Source organism: Streptomyces sp. NPDC001787, assembly GCF_040297465.1.
In the GTDB taxonomy this organism is placed as follows: Bacteria; Actinomycetota; Actinomycetes; order Streptomycetales; family Streptomycetaceae; genus Streptomyces.
On sequence record NZ_JBEOZE010000003.1, the window covers coordinates 109,477 to 129,711 of the forward strand.

General features: G+C 72.6%; 18 protein-coding genes. 13 read left to right on the top strand and 5 right to left on the bottom strand.

Going from position 1 to position 20,235, the window contains the following annotated elements:
• Positions 1 to 24 precede the first annotated feature (24 nt).
• Together ABT170_RS05470 and ABT170_RS05475 are read right to left on the bottom strand one after the other, a co-directional pair.
• Positions 25 to 1,737, bottom strand: a complete 1,713-nt coding sequence (locus ABT170_RS05470; protein WP_329944598.1) for a SpoIIE family protein phosphatase — start codon at positions 1,735 to 1,737, stop codon at positions 25 to 27.
• Positions 1,738 to 1,876: 139 nt separating this feature from the next.
• Entirely contained in the window at positions 1,877 to 3,370 is a 1,494-nt protein-coding gene (locus tag ABT170_RS05475) for an MFS transporter (RefSeq protein WP_351864259.1), read from the bottom strand.
• 69 nt (positions 3,371 to 3,439) lie between these two features.
• Between ABT170_RS05475 and ABT170_RS05480 the strand changes: the two genes are divergently transcribed.
• Complete coding sequence (locus ABT170_RS05480; protein WP_351864262.1) at positions 3,440 to 4,075, top strand: TetR/AcrR family transcriptional regulator; 636 nt, start codon at positions 3,440 to 3,442, stop codon at positions 4,073 to 4,075.
• A gap of 66 nt (positions 4,076 to 4,141) precedes the next feature.
• Here ABT170_RS05480 and ABT170_RS05485 read toward each other — a convergent pair whose 3' ends face one another.
• A complete protein-coding gene (locus ABT170_RS05485) occupies positions 4,142 to 4,933 on the bottom strand; it encodes an alpha/beta hydrolase (RefSeq protein WP_329944601.1) in 792 nt (263 codons plus the stop codon).
• A 156-nt stretch (positions 4,934 to 5,089) separates the two neighbouring features.
• On the opposite strand from ABT170_RS05485, the gene ABT170_RS05490 reads away from it, so the two are divergent.
• The 8 genes from ABT170_RS05490 (at position 5,090) to lysA (ending at position 12,674) form a co-directional block, all read left to right on the top strand.
• Positions 5,090 to 5,575: a peroxiredoxin family protein gene (locus ABT170_RS05490; RefSeq protein ID WP_351864266.1), complete on the top strand. Its 486-nt coding sequence runs from the start codon at positions 5,090 to 5,092 to the stop codon at positions 5,573 to 5,575.
• Between the two features lie 104 nt (positions 5,576 to 5,679).
• Positions 5,680 to 6,189, top strand: coding sequence for an NfeD C-terminal domain-containing protein (locus tag ABT170_RS05495; protein WP_351864269.1), 510 nt, complete (start codon positions 5,680 to 5,682; stop codon positions 6,187 to 6,189).
• Between the two features lie 90 nt (positions 6,190 to 6,279).
• Positions 6,280 to 7,746, top strand: coding sequence for a flotillin family protein (locus ABT170_RS05500; protein WP_329944604.1), 1,467 nt, complete (start codon positions 6,280 to 6,282; stop codon positions 7,744 to 7,746).
• 200 nt (positions 7,747 to 7,946) lie between these two features.
• The gene (locus ABT170_RS05505; RefSeq protein WP_266922297.1) at positions 7,947 to 8,417 is read left to right on the top strand and encodes a cation:proton antiporter regulatory subunit; all 471 of its coding nucleotides are present in this window, start codon (positions 7,947 to 7,949) and stop codon (positions 8,415 to 8,417) included.
• Positions 8,418 to 8,419: 2 nt separating this feature from the next.
• A complete protein-coding gene (locus tag ABT170_RS05510) occupies positions 8,420 to 9,769 on the top strand; it encodes a cation:proton antiporter (protein ID WP_351864273.1) in 1,350 nt (449 codons plus the stop codon).
• Between the two features lie 303 nt (positions 9,770 to 10,072).
• Positions 10,073 to 10,528 carry a tellurite resistance TerB family protein gene (locus ABT170_RS05515; protein ID WP_329944606.1) on the top strand — a complete coding sequence of 152 codons (456 nt, stop codon included), beginning with the start codon at positions 10,073 to 10,075 and terminating at the stop codon, positions 10,526 to 10,528.
• A gap of 361 nt (positions 10,529 to 10,889) precedes the next feature.
• A complete protein-coding gene (locus ABT170_RS05520; RefSeq protein WP_351864277.1) occupies positions 10,890 to 11,246 on the top strand; it encodes an SAV_915 family protein in 357 nt (118 codons plus the stop codon).
• Between the two features lie 12 nt (positions 11,247 to 11,258).
• Positions 11,259 to 12,674, top strand: a complete 1,416-nt coding sequence (lysA, locus tag ABT170_RS05525) for a diaminopimelate decarboxylase (RefSeq protein ID WP_329944608.1) — start codon at positions 11,259 to 11,261, stop codon at positions 12,672 to 12,674.
• Between the two features lie 141 nt (positions 12,675 to 12,815).
• Here lysA and ABT170_RS05530 read toward each other — a convergent pair whose 3' ends face one another.
• The gene (locus tag ABT170_RS05530) at positions 12,816 to 13,889 is read right to left on the bottom strand and encodes a PucR family transcriptional regulator (protein ID WP_329944609.1); all 1,074 of its coding nucleotides are present in this window, start codon (positions 13,887 to 13,889) and stop codon (positions 12,816 to 12,818) included.
• 424 nt (positions 13,890 to 14,313) lie between these two features.
• Here ABT170_RS05530 and ABT170_RS05535 point away from each other — a divergent pair, with 424 nt between their 5' ends.
• Complete coding sequence (locus tag ABT170_RS05535) at positions 14,314 to 16,332, top strand: NAD-binding protein (protein WP_351864281.1); 2,019 nt, start codon at positions 14,314 to 14,316, stop codon at positions 16,330 to 16,332.
• A 32-nt stretch (positions 16,333 to 16,364) separates the two neighbouring features.
• On the opposite strand, the gene trpS is transcribed toward ABT170_RS05535, so the two are convergent.
• Positions 16,365 to 17,405: a tryptophan--tRNA ligase gene (trpS, locus tag ABT170_RS05540; RefSeq protein WP_329944935.1), complete on the bottom strand. Its 1,041-nt coding sequence runs from the start codon at positions 17,403 to 17,405 to the stop codon at positions 16,365 to 16,367.
• Between the two features lie 490 nt (positions 17,406 to 17,895).
• Between trpS and ABT170_RS05545 the strand changes: the two genes are divergently transcribed.
• The 3 genes from ABT170_RS05545 (at position 17,896) to ABT170_RS05555 (ending at position 20,227) form a co-directional block, all read left to right on the top strand.
• Positions 17,896 to 19,002 carry an LLM class flavin-dependent oxidoreductase gene (locus ABT170_RS05545; protein ID WP_351864283.1) on the top strand — a complete coding sequence of 369 codons (1,107 nt, stop codon included), beginning with the start codon at positions 17,896 to 17,898 and terminating at the stop codon, positions 19,000 to 19,002.
• 83 nt (positions 19,003 to 19,085) lie between these two features.
• Positions 19,086 to 19,676 carry a CE1759 family FMN reductase gene (locus ABT170_RS05550; RefSeq protein ID WP_329944936.1) on the top strand — a complete coding sequence of 197 codons (591 nt, stop codon included), beginning with the start codon at positions 19,086 to 19,088 and terminating at the stop codon, positions 19,674 to 19,676.
• Between the two features lie 128 nt (positions 19,677 to 19,804).
• Positions 19,805 to 20,227: a universal stress protein gene (locus ABT170_RS05555; RefSeq protein WP_351864286.1), complete on the top strand. Its 423-nt coding sequence runs from the start codon at positions 19,805 to 19,807 to the stop codon at positions 20,225 to 20,227.
• The last annotated feature ends 8 nt before the right edge of the window (positions 20,228 to 20,235 follow it).

The following is a 20,235-nucleotide window of genomic DNA, read 5'->3' on the forward strand; positions in this document are numbered from 1 at the left end:
GCACCGGGCACTGACAACGCCCCTTCACCGGCCCGGCAGCGCACCCTCCCGAATGCGCGAGGCGAGGACCGCGATGTCGTCCTCCGCGCCCTCCCCGAAGCGGTCCAGGACATCGTCCAGCAGGTCTTCGAGCCGCCCGCTCACCGGCAGCGTCAGCCCGGCCAGGCGCCCCACGGACACATCGATGTCCTCGCCCCGGCGCTCCACCAGACCGTCGGTGTACATGAACAGCACCGTGCCCGGCCCGCACGGCACCGATGCGGTCCGGTACCCCCCGAACCCGGTGCCGAGCGGCGGCCCCACCGGCACCCGGACCACCCGCGCCCCGGCCGCCCCCGGCTCGATGAACACCGGCGGCAGATGGCCCGCGCTGGCCACCTCGCAGTTCCCGCCCATCCGGTCGACGACCGCGAGCAGACACGTCGCCGCCCGGTCGAGGCCGGACCGTTCGACCATCACGTCGAGCTGCTCCAGAATGAGGTGCGGCGGCAGATCGTCATCGGCCAGCAGCCGCAGCAGCGAGCGGTACTGGCTCATGGCGACGGCCGCCTCCACCCCGTGGCCCATGACATCGCCCATCGCCTTCAGATGGCGCCCGTCCCGCAGCGGTACGACGTCGAACCAGTCGCCCCCCACCAGGACCCCGCGCTCGGCGGGCCGGTACCGGGTGGCGACCTCGACATGGGAGTGCGGGCCGCGGGGCTCGGAGAGCAGGGAACGCTGGAGCTCCCGGGCGACGCTGTGCTCATGGGCGTAACGGCGGGCGTGGTCGAGGTCGACGGCGGCGCGGTCCGCCAGTTCCCGCGCGACGACGAGGTCGTCGTCGCTGAAGGCGGGCGAGTCCCCGGCCCGCACCAGATTCAGGACACCCAGCGGACGGCCGCGCGCCGTGAGCGGCACGGCTGCCGCCCCGCGCAGGCCGAGCGCACGGTAGGCGGCGCGGAAGTCGTCCACCAGCAGCGCGCCGAGGAACTCGCCGGTGTCGTCCCGGTTCTCGGCCACCGGCTGACCGGTCGCCAGGCAACGGGCCACGCCCGTCTCCTCCTTGTAGTCGATGTACTCCCCCAGGTGCCCGAACCGCTCCATCTGTTCCGCGAGTTCGCCCGCCGCCGCCAGCCCGGCCCGCCGCAGCCGCAGCACCCCGGGGGCCGCGCGCCGCACCTCGTGCCCGATGTCCGGCGGGAAGACCTCCACGGCGGCGATGTCGGCCAGTGCGGGGACGACGAAGCCGGCGAGTTCGCGGCAGGTGGTGTCCATGTCCAGCGTGGTGCCGATGCTGACGGCGGCGGTGTCCAGGAGGGCCAGCCGGCGCCGGGCGTGTTCCAGCTCCTCCTGCTGCCGCATGTAGTCGGTGATCTCCAGGATGATCGCGACCAGCCCCTGGACCCGGCCGCCGTTCTCCAGCCGGTGGAACGCGGAGTGCCAGTACCGCCGCTCCAGCGGCGAGGCCGCCCAGGTGTGCCCGCTGAGGGTGGTCTCGCGGGGCCTCCCGTCGTCGAGCACGCGGTGCATCAGGTCCCCGTGCACGCCCAGCTCCGGCAGCAGTTCGGCGGGGGTCCGGCCGAGATGGGCGGCGGCGGGGAGGCCGTTGATCCGTTCGAGTGCCGGATTGACGTAGAGGTAGCGCAGTCCGGGGTCGAGAACGCCCACCCCGGCCGCACTGCCACCGAACAGGGCGGCGAGCGGCGTGGGGTCCAAGGGCACCGGCACGTCGTCGTCGTACGGTTCGGCCTGCAAGAGGGCCTCCTGCCGTCGTCGGCCACCGGTCTTTCATCGTCGGCCGCCGCCTCCCGTCCCGCATCCCCAGCCCCAGCCGCAGCCGCAATCACTGCCGCAGCCGCAGTCACTGCCGCAGACACGGCCACGGCCACGGCCCTCAGTGCACGTGCGGCCCGCCGGCCGACTGCGGCTTCCCGCGCGGTACGAGCACCAGCGCCACCAGCGCGCTCGCAGCCGCCGCCACGGCGCAGACGGTGAACGCGTCACCGAACGAGGCCGCCGCACCCCCGTCGACACGTGCCGCCCCGATGCCGGCCGCCGCGACCGTCGAGACGACCGCCACCCCGATCGAACCGCCCATCTCGTGGAAGGTGTTCACGACCCCGGAAGCGAGCCCCGCCTCGTGATGCCCGACCATCGCCAGCGCGGTGGTGGTGGCGGTGACGAACACCGCCCCGATCCCGAGCGAGGCCACGACGAGCCCCGGCAGCAGTGCCCCGTACACGCTGCCGCCCTGGCCGAGCCCCGTCAGCGGTACGGAACCGGCTGCGGCGATCACCATGCCGCCCACGGCCGTCGCCCGGCTGCCGATCCGCCCCACGAGCCGGGAGCCCAGATGGGCGCCGATGCCCACGGCGACGGCCACCGGCAGAAAGACCAGCCCGGTCCGCATCGGGCCCAGACCCCGCACATGCTGGAGGTACACCGAGCCCAGGAAGAAGTACGAGATCAGCAGCCCCGTGGCGATCAGCATCAGGAACGCCCCCGCCAGGACCGGCCGCCGGGTGAACATCCGCAGGTCCATCAGGGGAGCCTTCGCCACCCGCTCGACCAGCGCGAACCCCGCGTACAGCGACACCGCGCCGAGCAACGGCAGCAGCGCGGCGGCCGAACCCCACCCCGTGTCCCCCGCCTTGACCAGACCGTAGATCAGCGAACCCGTACCGGCGGTGACCAGCAGCGCCCCGGGCACATCGAGCCGGGCACCGGCCCGCGGCACACCCGGCGGCACGATCAGGGGCACGGCGACCAGCAGGACCAGTCCGACCGGGACATTGACGAAGAACACCCAGCTCCACCCCGGACCGGCGGTCAGCGCCCCGCCGAGCAGGACGCCCAGCGCCGAACCGGTCCCGCCGATCGCCGCCCACACCCCCAGCGCCCTGTTCCGCTCCTCGCCGCGGAAGGTGGTGGTGACCAGGGACAGCGCGGCGGGGGACAGCAGCGCCGCCCCCACCCCCTGGGCGATCCGCCCGCCGATCAGCACGGAGGCGTTCTGGGCGAGACCGGCGGCGAGCGACGCCGCGGTGAAGACGGCCAGCCCGGCGAGCAGGGTGCGCCGGGCACCGAGCGCGTCGGTGAGCCGGCCGCCGAGCAGCATCAGCCCGCCGAGGCAGAGCGTGTACGCGGTGACCACCCAGGTCAGTGTGGTGCGGCCGAGGTGCAGGTCGGCGGCCATGTCGGGCAGCGCGACGTTCACCACGGTGACATCGAGCACCAGCATGAACTGACCGGCGCAGACGAGCGCGAGCAGCACCCAGCGGCGCGGATCGAGGCGGTCGGGCGGACGGTCCTCCCGGGAACCGGCAGGGGCACGGTCCGGTACGGGGGCGTGGACGGGTACGGGTGGATCGGCTCCGTGGGGACTCATGAACTGAACTGTACAGTTCGGTACACATGAACTCAACTGTTCAGTTCACTCCGCTGTTAGCCTGACCCCATGAACGCGAAGCAGCCCCCCGGCGGCCCCCGCGCCGAGGCCAAGCGGCAGGCCATCGTGAGCGCGGCCCGCACCGCCTTCCTCCGCGAGGGGTTCGGCGTCGGCATGGACACCATCGCCGCCGAGGCGGGTGTGTCGAAGGTGACGGTCTACAACCACTTCGGCAGCAAGGAAGCGCTGTTCACGGCCGTCATCGCGGGCGCCCTGGACGAGCCGCTCGGCGGTACGTCCACGGCGGCGCTCGCCGGACTGGCCGACGCCGATGACCTCCGCCCGGCCCTCGTCGACGTGGCCCGCACCTGGGTCGCCGCCGTCCGCGGCGACTCCGACGTCACCGCCCTGCGCAACCTCGTCGCCGCCGAGCTGCACCGCTTCCCCGAGCTGGCCGGCGCCTGGCAGGGCCACGGCCCCGCGGGGCACCACCCGGCCGTCGCCGAGTCCCTGCGCACCCTGGCGGACCGGGGCCGCCTGGACATCCCCGACCTGGAGACGGCGGTCATCCAGCTCTACGCGCTCCTGGTCTTCCCGCACCTGGTCTTCGGCTCGTACGGCACGGAGATCGACGACGCCGCGACGGACCGGCTGATCACGAGCGGCGTCGACATGTTCCTGGGCCACTACACCCGCAGGCCGTGATCCGGAGGGCCGGGGAGCCAGGGGTCCGGGGGGCCGCTGGTCCCGGGTCCGGGGGTGCGGCAGGTCTCAGCGCCGGGGCCTCGCGGCGGCCGGGCGCGCACGGCCCGCCCGGAGCGTGTCGAGGTCGAGGGTCCCCTCGGTGGCCTCGGCGTGCAGCGGCAGCCCCAGCGCCGTCGTGACCGGGCCCGGGAGCGGCGCCAGGCCCAGCAGGCCGGTGACCAGCGCCGTCGTCAGGTGGTGCCAGGCCGGGGCCCGGCGGATCATCGCGTGATCGCCGCCCCGGACGGTGATCATGCACGTACGGGCGCCCGCGCGGCGGGCGCGGGCCGTGAGCGACTGGGTGGCCTGGGGGCTCGTGACACGGTCCCGGGTGCTGTGCAGCAGGACGACGTCACGGCCCGCGAGCTGGGTGACCGGATCGCCCGGCGGGCACCACGGCGCGAGGCCGACCACGGCCCGGACCAGGGAGTGATCGGCGGCGCGGAGGGCCGCGCGGGCCCCCATGGAGTGGCCGAGGAGAACCACCGGGAGGTCACCGGCCTCCCGCCGCAGCGCGTCCAGGGCGCTCACGGCGTCATGGAGCGGGTCCTCGCGGTTGCCGTTCCAGCCCCGATGGGCGTATCTGACCTGGCGCACCAGGACCGGCCCGCGCCCCTCGCCCCCGCGGGCGTCCCCTTCTTCCCCGGCGCCCCGGTCCCTCTCGCCGCTCCCGCCGCCGGTGGCCCGTGAGACGGCCCGGGAGAACGGCCGCATGCGCAGGGCGGGGAGGTTCAGGAATCCGGGCGGGGGCGCTTCGACGCCCGTCTCATGGCCGCCGTGAAGGATGAGCACCGCTGCCGACGGCGGTCGTTGCGCCACGCGTACCTCCAGATCCGGGCGCGGGCCGCACCGCCCGCTCACCCCATATTCGGTGCGGGGCGGACCGCGGACGGGGCGAACGTGTCATTGAGCGGGAAGTGCCGTTCACTGTACGGGGAACGACATCGTCCGCGTACCTTCGACAAGGGATACGACATGGCATCAGGACCACAAATCGGCAGCCCCGCACCGGACTTCACCCTTCCGGGAGGAGTCCTGGAGGGCGAGTCCTTCGCACGCGCCGACTACCGTCTCTCCACCGCCGGGGGCCGGGCCGTCGTGCTGGCCTTCTACCCCGGCGACAACACCGCGGTCTGCACCAAGCAGCTCTGCTCGTACTCCTCCGGCCTGGAGACCTTCGACGGGCTCGACGCCGATGTCTGGGGAATCAGTCCACAGGGTGTGGACAGCCATGAGTCGTTCGCCCGGACCCATGGGCTGCGCATGCCGCTGCTGGCCGACGAGGGCCGGGAGACCGCCAGGGCCTACGGGGTCGCCGCACCGGGCATCGGAGTCCGCCGCGCGGTCTTCCTCATCGGGCCGGACGGGATCCTGCGCTGGAAGCACGTGGCGCTGCTCGGAGCCACCTTCCAGTCGCTCGACACCCTGGCCGACCAGTTGTCCGGCATCAAAGCCGCGTAAAGACTGCCGGGTCCCGGCAGTGTCCCGATCCGTTCGTGTATGGGATCATCCAGCCAGTTCGACGGAAAATAATCGGGGGAAATCGAAAATCGGGGAGTGATCACGTGACCTTGTTTCTCGGTCTCGGCATTGCGGGGATCATCCTTCTCGCGCTCTCCCTGATCTTCGACGGAGTCCTCGAAGGGCTCTTCGGCGGCGTACTGGACGGCCTGTTCGACGGCCTCCTCTCGCTGCCGGTGATCGCGGGATTCCTCTCGATGCTCGGCTTCGGCGGGGCGATCGTGCTCGGCACCACCGGTGGCGGGACGGTCGTCGCCACCGGCGCCGGAGTCCTGGCCGGGCTCGTCGCCGCCTGGCTGACCTGGAAGTTCAGCCAGACGCTGATGCGGGATCAGACCACCGCGACACCGCGCGGCGAGGATCTCGTCGGCACCTCCGGATCCGTCGTCACGGCCATCCCGGCCGACGGCTACGGCGAGGTGCTGCTGCGGCTGGCGGGTCAGACCGTGAAGTACGCGGCGAAGAGCGCCGCACCCGTCGAACGGGGCGCCGAGATCTGGGTGGAGGCGGCGCTGTCGACCACCTCGGTCGCGGTCCGCCCGGTCGAGCGCTGACCACGCCGACCAGCACCCGGCCGCCCACCATTCGCACCTGTCTGTAAACGATCTGCCGTCCCCCGTCGGGAGGCAGGGGGGACACCTCTTATGAGCCCAGTTGTCATCGCCGTCATCGGCATCGTCGTACTCCTCGTCCTGCTCGCCCTCGTGGTCATCACGCGCTACAAGGTCGCCGGGCCCAGCGAGGCGTTCATCATCACCGGCCGCCGCGGCAAGAAGTCGACGGACCCGGTGACCGGCCTCACCAGCACGGACAACAGCGGCCAGAAGGTCGTCGTCGGCGGCGGCGTCTTCGTCGTGCCGTTCGTGCAGCAGAAGTTCACGCTCGACCTCTCCAGCCGCCACATCCCGATCGCCGTGCGCGGGGCCGTCACCCTGCGCGGGGTGAAGTCCAACCTCGAAGGCGTCGCGATCGTCAAGGTCGGCGGCAGCGAGGACGCGATCCGGGCCGCCGCCCAGCGCTTCCTCCAGCAGCAGGACGGCATCGTCGGCTTCACCCAGGAAGTGCTCTCGGGTGCGCTGCGCGCCATCGTCGGCCGGATGTCGGTCGAGGACATCATCCGCGACCGCGCCGCGTTCGCGGGACAGGTCGCGGAGGAGGCCGAGGCCAGCCTCTCCGGCCAGGGCCTCATCCTGGACGCCTTCCAGATCCAGGACATCACCACCGAGGGCTCCTACCTGGAGGACCTCGGCCGGCCCGAGGCCGCCCGCGCCAAGCAGGAGGCCGACATCGCCGAGGCGATCGCCCGGCGCGCTTCGGAGCAGGCCCGGCTGAAGGCGGCCGAGGAGATCGCCATCGCCGAGCGGACCTTCAACCTGAAGCAGGCCGAGATCAAGGCCGAGACGGAGGCCGCCGCCGCCAAGGCCAACGCGGCGGGCCCGCTCGCCGAGGCCGCCCGTCAGCAGGAAGTCCTCCAGGAGCAGGAGAAGGTGGCCGAGCGCCAGGCCGCCCTGACCGACCGCGAACTCGACACCAAGGTCCGCAAGCCCGCCGACGCCGCCCGCTACCAGGCGGAGCAGGAGGCCGAGGCCCGTCGTATCGCCCAGGTCAAGGAGGCCGAGGCGGACGCGGAGCGCTCACGTCTGACCGGTCAGGGCGAGAAGCTGCACCGTTCCGCCCTCGCCGACGCCGTGCGCATCGAGGGTGAGGCCGAGGCCGCCGCCATCGCGGCCAAGGGCTCCGCAGAGGCCGAGGCCATGCAGAAGAAGGCCGACGCGTTCGCGCAGTACGGCGACGCGGCCGTGCTCCAGATGCTGGTCGAGGTCCTGCCCCAGGTCGTCGCCAAGGCCTCCGAGCCGCTGAGCGCCGTCGACAAGCTGACCGTGATCTCCACGGACGGCGCGAGCCAGCTGGCCCGTACGGTGACCGACAACGTGGCCCAGGGCATGGAGCTCCTCAACTCCACCACCGGCGTCGACTTCGCCGCCCTCCTCCAGAACCTGAAGGGCCGCACGGCCGGTCAGGCCGAGGTACCCGCCCAGGGCGCGGAGACGGCCGGGGCCGCCGCACCGGCGCCGGCCCCGGCCAACGGCAGGATCGAGATCACCGACTGACCAGATCCCCGTCCCCAAGTACCCGTGCCCGGCGGCGACCGCTCACCGCCGGGCACGGGTGTGTCGGCGGCCGGCCGGACACACGCGGCCGGGGCGTCGCGAGCGGCCCGGGGGACGTCCGAAGTCTCCGGATAAGGTAATGACCGGATAAAGAGATCACCAAGTGCGCCGTCGTCCGCCGCACACCTCGGGAGGAAGTCATGGGAACCCGTCACACGTCGCTGCCCGGAGTCGGTGCTCAGTACGACTTCACCACCGAGTCGGGACAGCACATCTCCGTCGTCGTCCACCACGACGGACGGCGGTTCATCGGCTTCTACGAACAGGACGACCCTGATTCATGCCAGTTGTCGGTACCCCTGACGACGGCGGAGGCGACGGCGCTCGCCCACCTCATCGATCCCGCCCCCATCGACGCCGTACGGACCGAGGGCATCGACCTCCTCACCGAGCACATCCCGCTCGGCGCCCGGTCCCCCTACGGCGGGCGGCTGCTGGGCGACACACGGGCGCGGACCCGCACCGGGGCGTCCATCGTCGCCGTGCTGCGGACACACAGCGCGCACCCGTCACCGGGACCGGACTTCCGGCTGGCCATCGGGGACACGCTCGTCGTCGTCGGTACGCGTGAGGGCGTCGACACGCTCTCCGAGATCATTGCGGAGGGCTGACCGTGCATGACACCACCGCACTACTGGTGGAGCTGGGCTCCGTCATTCTCGGGCTGGGGATCATCGGCCGGTTCGCCGGCCGCATAGGGCTCTCGCCGATCCCGCTCTATCTGCTCGCCGGGCTGGCGTTCGGTGAAGGCGGCCTGCTGCCGCTCGGCGCCAGTGAGGAGTTCACCGCCGTCGGCGCCGAGATCGGCGTCATCCTGCTGCTGCTCCTGCTGGGGCTCGAATACAGCGCCTCCGAACTCGTGACCAGCCTCAAGACGCAGTACCCGTCCGGGGCCGTCGACTTCTTCCTCAACGCGACACCCGGAGCCGTCGCCGCTCTGCTCCTCGGCTGGGGTCCGGTCGGGGCCGTCGCGCTCGCCGGGGTCACCTGGATCTCCTCCTCCGGCGTGATCGCCAAGGTGATGACCGACCTGGGACGGCTCGGCAACCGCGAGACCCCCGTCATCCTCGGCGTCCTCGTCATCGAGGACCTCGCGATGGCCGTCTACCTCCCGCTGCTCACCGCGATGCTGGCCGGGGCCGGCCTCGCGGGCGGCAGCGTCGCCCTGCTCATCGCCCTCGGAACGGTCGGCTTCGTCCTGTATCTGGCGCTGCGCCACGGACGCCTCATCAGCCGGGCGGTGTCCTCCGACAACCCGGAGATGCTGCTCCTCGTCGTCCTCGGCCTCACCGTCCTGGTGGCCGGTGTGGCCCAGGAGCTCCAGGTCTCGGCGGCCGTCGGGGCGTTCCTCGTCGGCATCGCGCTCTCGGGCGAGGTCGCGGAGGGCGCGCGCAAGCTGCTGACACCGCTGCGCGACCTGTTCGCCGCGGTGTTCTTCGTGTTCTTCGGCCTCTCCACGAACCCGGCGGAGATCCCGCCGGTGCTGCTTCCGGCCGCCCTGCTGGCCGTCGTCACCGTCCTGACCAAGATCTTCACCGGCTGGTACGCGGCCCGGCGGGCCGGAATCGCCTCGCGCGGGCGCTGGCGGGCGGGCGGCACGCTCGTGGCGCGCGGCGAGTTCTCGATCGTCATCGCCGGTCTCGCCGTGGCCACCGAGCCGCGGATCGGGCCGATCGCCACGGCGTACGTCCTGATCCTCGTCATCGTCGGACCGCTAACCGCCCGCTGGACCCAGCCCGTCGTGGCGAAGATCCAGAGCATGCGCGGGCACGGGGAGAAGAAGAGCGGCGGTGGCGCGAGCGGTACCGCCGCAGTGACGGGTCCCGAGGCCAAGGCCGTACCCGTGGCCGAAGAGGCCGCCGCCGGACCCGCCGCCGCAACCACCGGCACACCCGCCGCCGAGGTCCGGGCGTCCTCGCACGACGACCTCACCCCCGAACCGGTGGGGGACCCGCGCGACTGAAGGCCGTCCGCGCGGAACACCGTCGCAAGAGCACCGCAGAACGCCTCGACCGGGCCGTACGCCGCCCGTGGTCGGGGCGTTCGGCGTTGGCCGGGCGACGGACGGACCCTCGACCGGGCGGACCGCGACCGGGCGGACCCCGACCTGGGGGACCCGGCCGGACGGGCCCCGGCCGGGCGGACCGGCCCCCCGTGCGGGACAGGGGTGCCACCCCTGCTAACTTCTACACGTCTGTAGAGTTCCACTCGGTTCCGGCAGTGCACAGCAATGCACGGCAAACGCACCGCAACGTATGGAGACGTCATGGCCCTGTGGGATCGGATCAAGGAATCCGCATCGTCGATGCAGACGCAGCTGGAGGCGAAGAAGAACGACCTGAAGAGCGGCGCGTTCCGTGACGCCAGCATGGCCATGTGCGCCCTGGTCGCCGCCGCCGACGGTTCCATCGACCCGTCCGAGCGGCAGCGCGTCGCCTCGCTGATCGCGAGCAACGACGTACTCCAGAACTTCCCCGCGGACGACCTCCAGCGCCGCTTCAACGACTACGTGAACAAGCTCACCGCCGACTTCGCCTTCGGCAAGGTCAGCGTGCTCCAGGAGATCGCCAAGGCGAAGAAGAAGCCCGCGGAGGCGCGTGCCGTCATCCAGATCGGCATCGTCATCGGCGGCGCCGACGGCGACTTCGACAAGTCCGAGCAGGCCGTCGTGCGGGACGCGTGCTTCGCGCTGGGCCTCCCGCCGCACGAGTTCGACCTCTGAGGGCAGCCCCCGGGGCCTCGGCCCCCGCGGCACCACGGCCGGACCCCAGCACCCCGGCCCCACCCCAGTACCGCCGGAAGACCACGGACCGACCGACCACCGGTCCGCGCCCGGCAGGCCGGGGGCGTGTCACCCCCCCTGCGCGCCCCCGGCCACCCTCTTCGCCCGCCCGGCACCGGACCCCGGCACCGGACCCCGTGTCCCCGGACCCCACCCCCGTACGCGCATCAGCATCGCGTCACCGGGGTGGGGTTTTGCGTCAAGTGCGCGTCAAAGCCGTATCCGTCCCCCTCCCGCCTGGGCATAGCTTCGGCAGACGGGCCGATGACAGCAGCGGCCCCGCACACGCAGGAGGAACACCATGTCGGACCCCGACCCTCTCGAACCCGTCCCGGCCGGACCGCTCGTCGTCCCCGTCCGGCCGGGCTTCCCAGGCTGTTCGCCCTCCTTCATTGCACGGTTCTTCCGTACCCCCCTCGGTGACCGCACGGCCGTCGCCTTCACCTCCGTGTCGCAGCTCGAAGCCACCCTGGGCGCGGGGCAGCCGTGGATCCTTCTCGCGGAGCCCGCCCTGCGCGCGCTCGCGGCCCCGCTGGGGGTCGGTGCGCTCACCGTCGACCCGCAGCTCTCCGCGCCCCGGACCGCGTCATGGCCGCCGTGCACCGGTACCCGTACACCCGCCATCGCCGCGGTCGCCCTCGCCCGCCACGGCTGCTGAGAGGCCCGCGCCATGACCACGACTCCTGTTGTCCGCACCCCGGCCCCGGGCGCCGCCCCGGCCACCGACACCGCCCCGGCCCCGGACACCGCTCCCGACGCCGCCCCGGGCACCGCTGTGTCCGAGGTTCCGGCCGGCCTCTGGCCCGCCTCCGCGCGCCCCGGCACGGACGGGGACGTCGCCGTCGGCGGGGTCTCGCTCACCGAGGCCGCCGACCGGTTCGGGACACCGCTGTACGTACTCGACGAGGGCGAGGTGCGCCGACGCTGCCGCACCTACCGCGCCGCGTTCCCCCCGGACGAGGCCGACGTCGTCTACGCCGCCAAGGCCTTCCTGTGCCGGACCGTCGTCCGCTGGGTCCGGGAGGAGGGGCTGGGGCTCGACGTCTGCTCGGCCGGTGAGCTGCTGCTCGCCGTCGGCGCGGGGTTCCCCGCCGAGCGGATCGTCCTGCACGGCAACGCGAAGAGCCCGGAGGACCTGCGGACCGCCGTACGGCTCGGCGTCGGCCGGATCGTCGTCGACAGCACCTCGGAGATCACCCGGCTGGCGGCGCTCGTGCCGCGGGGAAGCCGGCAGCCCGTCATGATCCGGGTCGTCCCGGGCATCTCGGCGGGCGGGCACGCGGCCGTCCGTACCGGCACCGACGACCAGAAGTTCGGCCTGTCCCTCACCGACGGCTCCGCGCAGCACGCCATCGACCGGGTGCTGGGCCAGCCGCGCCTCGAACTGGTCGGCCTGCACTGTCACATCGGATCGCAGATCACCACCGTGAAACCGTATGTCGCCGCCGTGCGCCGCATGGTGGGGCTGCTCGCCCGCGTCCGCGAGCAGCACGGCACCGCCCTGCCACAGCTCGACATCGGCGGCGGGCACGGCATCGCGTACCGGCCGGGCGAGCGCGCCCTCGACGTCCCGGCCCTCGCCGCCCGGGTCCGCGCCGAACTCGTCGACGGCTGCACGCGGGCGGGCCTCCCCGTGCCGCGGCTCACCGTCGAACCGGGGCGGGCGCTGATCGGGCCCGCCGGGGTCGCCGTCTACCGCGTCCTCGCGGTCAAGCGGACCGGCACCACCACCTTCGTCGCCGTCGACGGAGGGATGAGCGACAACCCGAGGCCCGCGCTGTACGGAGTGCGGTACGCGCCCCGCCTCGTCGGCCGGTCCTCCGCCTCCCCGGACCGGGTGGTCACCGTCGTGGGGCGGCACTGCGAGGCCGGCGACGTCCTGGCCGACGGGGTGGAGCTGCCCGGTGACATCCGGCCCGGCGACCTGCTGGCGGTGCCCGCCGCCGGGGCGTACCACCTGTCGATGGCATCGGGCTACAACCTGGTCGGCAGACCGCCCGTCGTCTCCGTCGACGGGGGAACGGCGCGGCTGCTGGTGCGGCGGGAGTCCCTGGACGACATGCAACGGCGCGACGTGGGGGTGTGACCCGGCAGCCCGCAGGCCGCGGCCGGCAGGAGTGGATCCGACTGGGTGCGGCCGGCGGCGCGATGGTCCCGCCCCGGGTGAACGGCGGTGGACGGAGCCGCCGTTCACCCGGGGCGCTCCCCCGCGCGCCACGGCACCGCCTCAGAGCTCCTTGGCGGGCCAGTCCAGCAGCCGGGCCCCGATCACCGCGGTCTGGAGCGCGTAGCGGTGCATCGGGTCGGACGGGTCGGACCCGGTCAGCTGGTGGATGCGCTCCAGCCGGTAGGTCAGCGCCCGCACGCTCAGCGTCAGCCGCCGGGCGGCCTCGGCCGCGACGCAGCCCGAGTCGAAGTAGACGGAGAGGGTCTTCAGCAGCGGCTCCGCACCGCCCCTGGCCTCCTGGAGCGGCCCCAGTTCGCTGCGGACGAGATCGGCCATCGCCTGCCGGTCCCGGGTCAGGACCGGAAAGACCATCAGGTCGGCGGTGTACAGCACGGGGTCGTCGAGCCCCATCCGGCCGGCCAGATCGAGGGCTTCGAGCGCTTCGTCGTACGAGTGGACGACGCCGCCCGGCCCCCGGTGCGGGCGGCCGACCGCGACCTGGCCGCCGTCCGTCGCCGCGTGGGCCTGCTTGGCGAAGTACCTCAGGACGTCCGGCTGGCTGCCGGGGGCGATGCAGACCAGCCGCCCGTCCTTCGTCGTCAGCAGGATCTTCCGGCCGCTGAACCGGGCCAGCAGAGCCGCCTCCACACTGCGCGGCACGGCATCGGTCTCGGTGTACGCCTCGGGGCCCGTGGCCACCGCGACCGCGTGGGCCCGGGACAGCCGGAGCCCGAAGCGGGTGGCCCGTTCGGCGAGACGGCCCAGATCGCTGCGCCCGTAGAGCAGGTCGTCGATGAACTCACGGCGGGCCGCCTCCTCGCGGCGCACCGTGAGCCGCTGGGCCCGCTCGAACCCCTCGGCGAAGGCGTCGACGGCCTGTTCCACCGCGGCCAGCACACAGTCCGTGCCCGCCTCGGTGCGGACGAGCGCGGTACGCGGCCAGTCGGTACGGGTCACCGACAGGTGCAGCGTCACCAGGGCGCGGAGCTGATGCCCCGCCTCGGCGGCGCGGCGGCCCAGGGCGCGGCGGTCCTCCAGCTCCTCACGCGTGAGACGGCGGCCGGTGACGGCGACTTCCCCCAGGATGCGGGCATAGTCCCCCAGAAGCTCCTCGGGGATCTCCGGCTCGGCCACGCCGACTCCTCCACAGTTGAAAATTCATTGACACTTTCTTAACGCACTCGGGCCGGTGCCGGTGCCCGGCACCGGGAGCACGGGAAGATTGCCGGACTCCAGCAGTGCGGCGGTCCGGCCGCGGGTGACACGATCCGGTCAGCACCACGGGGGAAGCACGGGGGTACGGGGGAAGCACGGGGGAGCGACGGGGACGACCCGGCCGGTGCGGCACTGTCCGCAGTACCGCACCGGCAGCTCCTCGTCCGGGCCACGGTCCCGCATCCGTCCCGGCTCCACATCCGGGCCCCCTCGCCCCATCGGCTCCGCATGGACCCCCATGGACCCTCCTGGGCCCCCATCAGCCCCAGGCACCCCACCACCCCCACACGCACCGTCGCACAAAGATCACCGGCACCCCTCACCGATCGGGACGGAGCAAGGCATGCTGGGTTTCGTGCCCCCACTTCCCGTGCCTCCGCAGCCCCAACACCCCACGACCGCCGGACACATGGTCGTCTGCGGCGACGACGCGCTGGCCCGCAGGCTCGCGGTGGAGCTGCGTTATGTGTACGGAGAACGGGTCACGCTCCTCCTCCCGCCGGGCCGCGACGCGAACCGCCCGGAGCTGCCGCTGACCCAACGGGGCCGGGCGGCGGCCCTGTTCGGCCGGATGTCGTCGGCCATGAACCGCAACGGCGGCGGCACCCTCACCACCGGCACGGGGATCGCCACCAGCGACAGCGACACCAACGCCGGGGTCGAGCCGGTCCGCATCATGGAGGCGCCGGAGCCCTCCGACGACGTACTCGAAGAGGCGGGCGTCGACCGGGCGGCGGCGCTCGCGCTCGTCTACGACGACGACGAGCGCAACATCCGCGCCGCCCTGACCGCCCGCCGCCTCAACCCGCGTCTGCGCCTGGTCATCCGGCTCTACAACCGCAAGCTCGGCCAGCATCTGGAAGCCCTGCTCGACCAGGCCGCGGCCGTCACCATGCCGGGCATCGACCCCGCGGCACTGGACGCCTCCACCACCGTCCTGTCCGACGCGGACACGGCCGCCCCCGCGCTGGCCGCCACCGCGCTCACCGGCAGCAGCAAGGTCATCCAGGCCGAGGGCCTGCTCCTGCGCGCCGCCGAACGCACCCCGCCGCGGCCGGGCGACACGGCCGACCCCGGACTGTGCACACTGGCCCTGCTGTCCTCCACCACCCACGACCCGGCGGGCGCCGAGGGGTCCGACAGCAGCGGCGACGAAGGCCCCCAGCTCCTGCCCGACCAGGCCGCGGTGGACGCGGCGACCGGCCGCGGCACGGTCGTCCTGGAAGCCATCAGCCGGGCGGACCCGGACCGGCCCGCCACCCGGATGGGAGGCCGGGGCGCACCGCTCGCCCAGGTCTTCTCCCGGCGGCTGCGCTGGTCGGCGCTGGGTGTGGCGACGGCCGTGGTCGCCCTGGCCGTGGCCTCCGTCCTGACGACGGGGGACGACGCGCTGCACGCCGCCTACCTCACCCTGCTCGACCTCTTCGCGATGGGCGACCCGGCCGAGGGCGCCCGGCCGGCCCGCCAGATCATCCAGCTGCTCTCCGGTCTCGCGGGCCTGATGCTGCTGCCGCTCCTGGTGGCCGCGGTCCTGGAGGCGTTCGGCTCGCTGCGCACCGCGTCCTCGCTGCGCCGCCCGCCGCGCGGCCTCTCCGGCCATGTGGTCCTGCTCGGTCTCGGCAAGATCGGTACCAGGGTCCTGGTCCGGCTGCGCGAACTCGACATCCCCGTGGTGGTCGTGGAGGAGGACCCCGAGGCGCGGGGCATCCCGCTGGCCCGCAGCATGCACGTCCCGACGGTCCTGGGCGACGTCACCCAGGAAGGCATCCTGGAGGCGGCCAAGATCCGCCGGGCCCGCGCCCTGCTGGCCCTCACCAGCATCGACACCACCAACCTGGAAGCCGCGCTGTACGCCCGCTCGGTCAAGCCGGACCTCAGGGTCGCCCTGCGGCTGTACGACGACGAGTTCGCCACCGCCGTCTACCGCACCCTGCGCACCGCGCACCCGCAGGCCCTGACCCGTTCCCGTTCCGTCTCCCACCTGGCCGCCCCGTCCTTCGCGGTCGCCATGATGGGCCGCCAGATCCTGGGCGCGGTCCCGGTCGAGCGCAAGGTGATGCTCTTCGCCGCGCTGGAGGTCGCGGGCCACCCCCAGCTGGAGGGACGCACCGTGGACCAGGCCTTCCGCGCGGGCGCCTGGCGGGTCCTGGCCCTGGACGCCACCCCGCCCGCCGACCGCCGGCCGGACCTGGCCGCCGTCCCGCCGTACCGCCCCGACGGCGCCGACCAGCCCGCGGGCCTGATCTGGGATCTGCACCCCGGCTACGTCCTGCGCGCCGAGGACCGGGTGGTGATCGCCGCGACCCGCCGGGGGCTGGCCGAACTGCTGCGCAGACAGCGCTCGGTATCGCTGCGCCGCTGACGGCGTCCGGCCCGGCCCCCGCGCCGCGCTCCCTACCCGCGCATGCCCATGACCTCGCGCACCTCGTCCAGGGTGGCCTCGGCGATGGCGTTGGCCCGTTCGTTGCCGGCGCGGAGCACCGACCGTACGTACGGCAGATCCCGCGCGTACTCGGCCCGCCGGGCGCGGATCGGGGCCAGGAAGGTGTTGACCGCGTCGGTCACGGTCCGCTTGAGCGCCGCGCCGCCGCCGTCCCCGATCTCCTCGGCGACGTCGTGCGGGTCCCGGCCGAGACAGAGCGCGGCCATTTGCAGCAGGCCCGACACCCCGGGCCGGGTCGCGGGGTCGTAGGTGATGTGCCGGTCGGCGTCGGTCTTCGCCCCCTTGATCAGGCGGGCGGTCTCGTCGGCGGTGGCGCCGAGCGGGACGGAGTTGGCACGGCTCTTGCTCATCTTGGTCCCGTCCGTGCCGAGGAGCAGGGGCGCGGCGGAGAGCAGTGCGTCGGGTTCCGGGAAGACGGCCCCGTACCGCTCGTTGAAGCGCCGGGCGACGGTGCGGGTGGTTTCGAGGTGCGGCAGCTGGTCCTGGCCGACCGGCACCACATTGCCCTTGCAGAAGAGGATGTCGGCGGCCTGGTGCACCGGGTAGGTGTACATCAGCCCGCTGACCGTGGACTGCCGGGAGTTGGCGATCTCGTCCTTGACGGTGGGGTTGCGGCCCAGTTCGGCGACGGAGACGAGGCTGAGGAAGGGCAGCAGGAGCTGGTTGAGGGCCGGCACCGCACTGTGGCTGAAGACCGTGGAACGGGCCGGGTCGATGCCAGTGGCGAGGTAGTCGAGCAGCAGCCCGTCCTTGTACTCGCCGAGCCGGTCGGCCACGTCCCGGTCGGTGAGGACCTGGTAGTCGGCGATGATCACGAAGACGTCGACCCCCAGGTCCTGGAGCCGGACCCGGTTGTGGAGGGTGCCGAAGTAGTGCCCGAGGTGCAGGGGTCCGGTGGGCCGGTCGCCGGTCATCACCCGGAAGCGGTCGGGCGTCTGCCGGAACTGCCGCTCCAGCTCGGCGCTGCGGCGCCGGGCGGGGGCGAGGGACATGTGGTCGGTGCCGGAGGGGGCGCCGGAAGGAGTGCCGGAGGTGGTGCCGGCGGCGGTTTCCGGGAGCGTGCTGGTCATGGTCTCTCCTCGCTGGTGGTGTGCGTGGAGGACGGCCCGCCGGTTTCCGGTGTCTGTCCGCGTCCGTACCGTACGCGGATGCCGTACGGGGGCAGCGAAAAGGGCCGTCCATCTCGAACGGCCCTGGTTCCGTGCAGGTGCTGTGGCCGCTCCTAGGAGGAGCGCCACCAGTTTCGGCACAGTACGGAGGTCATGGGGCGAGTCTAGCGCGCGCCCCGGTCCGGTCTCCAGGGTTCGGCCGGCCCGGACCGGAGACGCGCCCAGGGGGCAGGAGACGGAATCCGGCGCCGGATCGGGGCGACGGAATAGGACGAGGGGGCGTCCCGTTGTAGGGTGTGTTCACATAGTTCAATGTTCAACTACTAGATCAGTTCCTTGATCAGTCAGTTCCACGTCTTTGGAGGCGGGCGCCATGCAGTTCGGGATCTTCACCGTCGGGGATGTCACCACCGACCCCACGACCGGCACGACACCGAGCGAGCACGAGCGGATCAAGGCGACCCTCGCCATCGCGCTCAAGGCCGAGGAGGTCGGCCTGGACGTGTTCGCGACGGGTGAGCACCACAACCCCCCGTTCGTCCCGTCCTCGCCGACGACGACGCTCGGCTACATCGCCGCCCGCACCGAGAACCTGATCCTGTCCACCTCGACCACGCTGATCACCACCAACGACCCGGTGAAGATCGCCGAGGACTACGCCACCCTCCAGCACCTCGCGGACGGCCGCGTCGACCTGATGATGGGCCGCGGCAACACCGGACCGGTCTACCCCTGGTTCGGCAAGGACATCCGCCAGGGCATCCCGCTGGCCATCGAGAACTACGCGCTGCTGCACAAGCTGTGGCGCGAGGACGTCGTCGACTGGGAGGGCAAGTTCCGTACGCCGCTCCAGTCCTTCACCGCGACCCCGCGCCCGCTGGACGGCGTCCCGCCGTTCGTCTGGCACGGCTCCATCCGCTCCCCGGAGATCGCCGAACAGGCCGCGTACTACGGCGACGGCTTCTTCCACAACAACATCTTCTGGCCCATGGAGCACACCAGGAAGATGGTCGACCTCTACCGCAAGCGCTACGCCCACTACGGCCACGGCACCGCCGAGCAGGCCATCGTGGGCCTCGGCGGCCAGGTGTTCATGCGGAAGAACTCCCAGGACGCGGTACGGGAGTTCCGCCCGTACTTCGACAACGCGCCGGTCTACGGACACGGGCCGTCCCTGGAGGACTTCACCGAGCAGACCCCGCTGACCGTCGGCTCCCCGCAGGAGGTCATCGAACGGACCCTGTCCTTCCGCGAGTCCGTCGGCGACTACCAGCGCCAGCTGTTCCTGATGGACCACGCGGGGCTGCCGCTGAAGACGGTCCTGGAGCAGCTCGACATCCTCGGCGAGGAAGTCGTGCCCGTACTGCGCAAGGAGTTCGCCAACCTGCGCCCGGCCGGTGTGCCGGACGCCCCCGTCCACCCGGCGGTCACCGCCGCCCGCGCCGCGCGCGGCGCGGCCGACGCCCCGAAGGAGGTCTGAGAACCGTGTTCGACACCATCGCGACCGAGCCGCTGAGGATCGTGGCCGTCTCCGCCGGGCTGAGCAAGCCCTCCTCCACCCGGATGCTGGCCGACCGGCTGGCCGCGGCGGCCGGCGAGCGGCTGGGCACGGAGCAGGACCGCGGCGTCGAGGTCCAGGTCATCGAGCTGCGCGATCTGGCCGTCGACATCGCCAACCACCTGGTCACCGGCTTCCCGCCGCAGGCCCTGAAGCAGGCGATCGAGACCGTGGCGGAGGCCGACGGGCTGATCGCGGTGACACCGGTGTTCACCGCCTCGTACAGCGGACTGTTCAAGTCGTTCTTCGACCTGATCGACAACACCGCCCTGACCGGGAAGCCCGTCGTGATCGCGGCGACGGGCGGCACGGCCCGGCACTCGCTGGTCCTGGAGCACGCGATGCGTCCGCTCTTCGCCTACCTGCGGGCCGTCACCCTGCCGACGTCCGTGTACGCGGCCTCGGAGGACTGGGGCTCGTCCGGTGACGAGTACACCGAGGGCCTGCCCTCCCGCATCCGGCGGGCGGGCGGCGAGCTGGCCTCGGCGGTCATGGGCCGGACGGTCTCCGGCGCGGTCCGGACGCCCGGCCTGGACGGCGGCGAGGAAGCGGTCGTGCCCTTCGAGCAGCAGCTCGCCGACCTCCGGCTCGACTGAGCCGGAGCGGTCCGGACCGGTCCGGCGGTGGGCCGGTCCTCCCGCCGGACCGACCCACCGCACGACAGCTTGTCCTGTTTGACTACAGTTGGATCGAAAGCTGATCTTTGACCTAGCTGGAGGCAGATATGGGCAGGATCGTCGTAGGTGTGGACGGCTCCGATTCGTCGATCAAGGCACTGCGCTGGGCCGTACGCCAGGCCGAGCTGACCGGTGACTCGGTGGAGGCCGTGAACAGCTGGGAGTACCCCGCGACCAGCTGGGCGTCCATGATGCCGGGCATGCCGGAGGACTTCGATCCGCAGGCGCTGGCGACCGTGTCCCTCAACGAGGCGCTGGAGGAGTCCCTCGGCGCCGAGGGAGCGGCCGAGGTCAGCAAGATCGTGGTCATCGGCAACCCGGCCCAGGCCCTGCTGGACCGGGCCAAGGGCGCGAATCTGCTGGTCGTGGGTGCCCGCGGGTACAGCGGCTTCAAGGCCACACTGCTCGGCTCCGTCAGCCTCCACGTCACCCAGCACGCGCCCTGCCCGGTGACGGTCGTACGCGACTGACGGTTGTA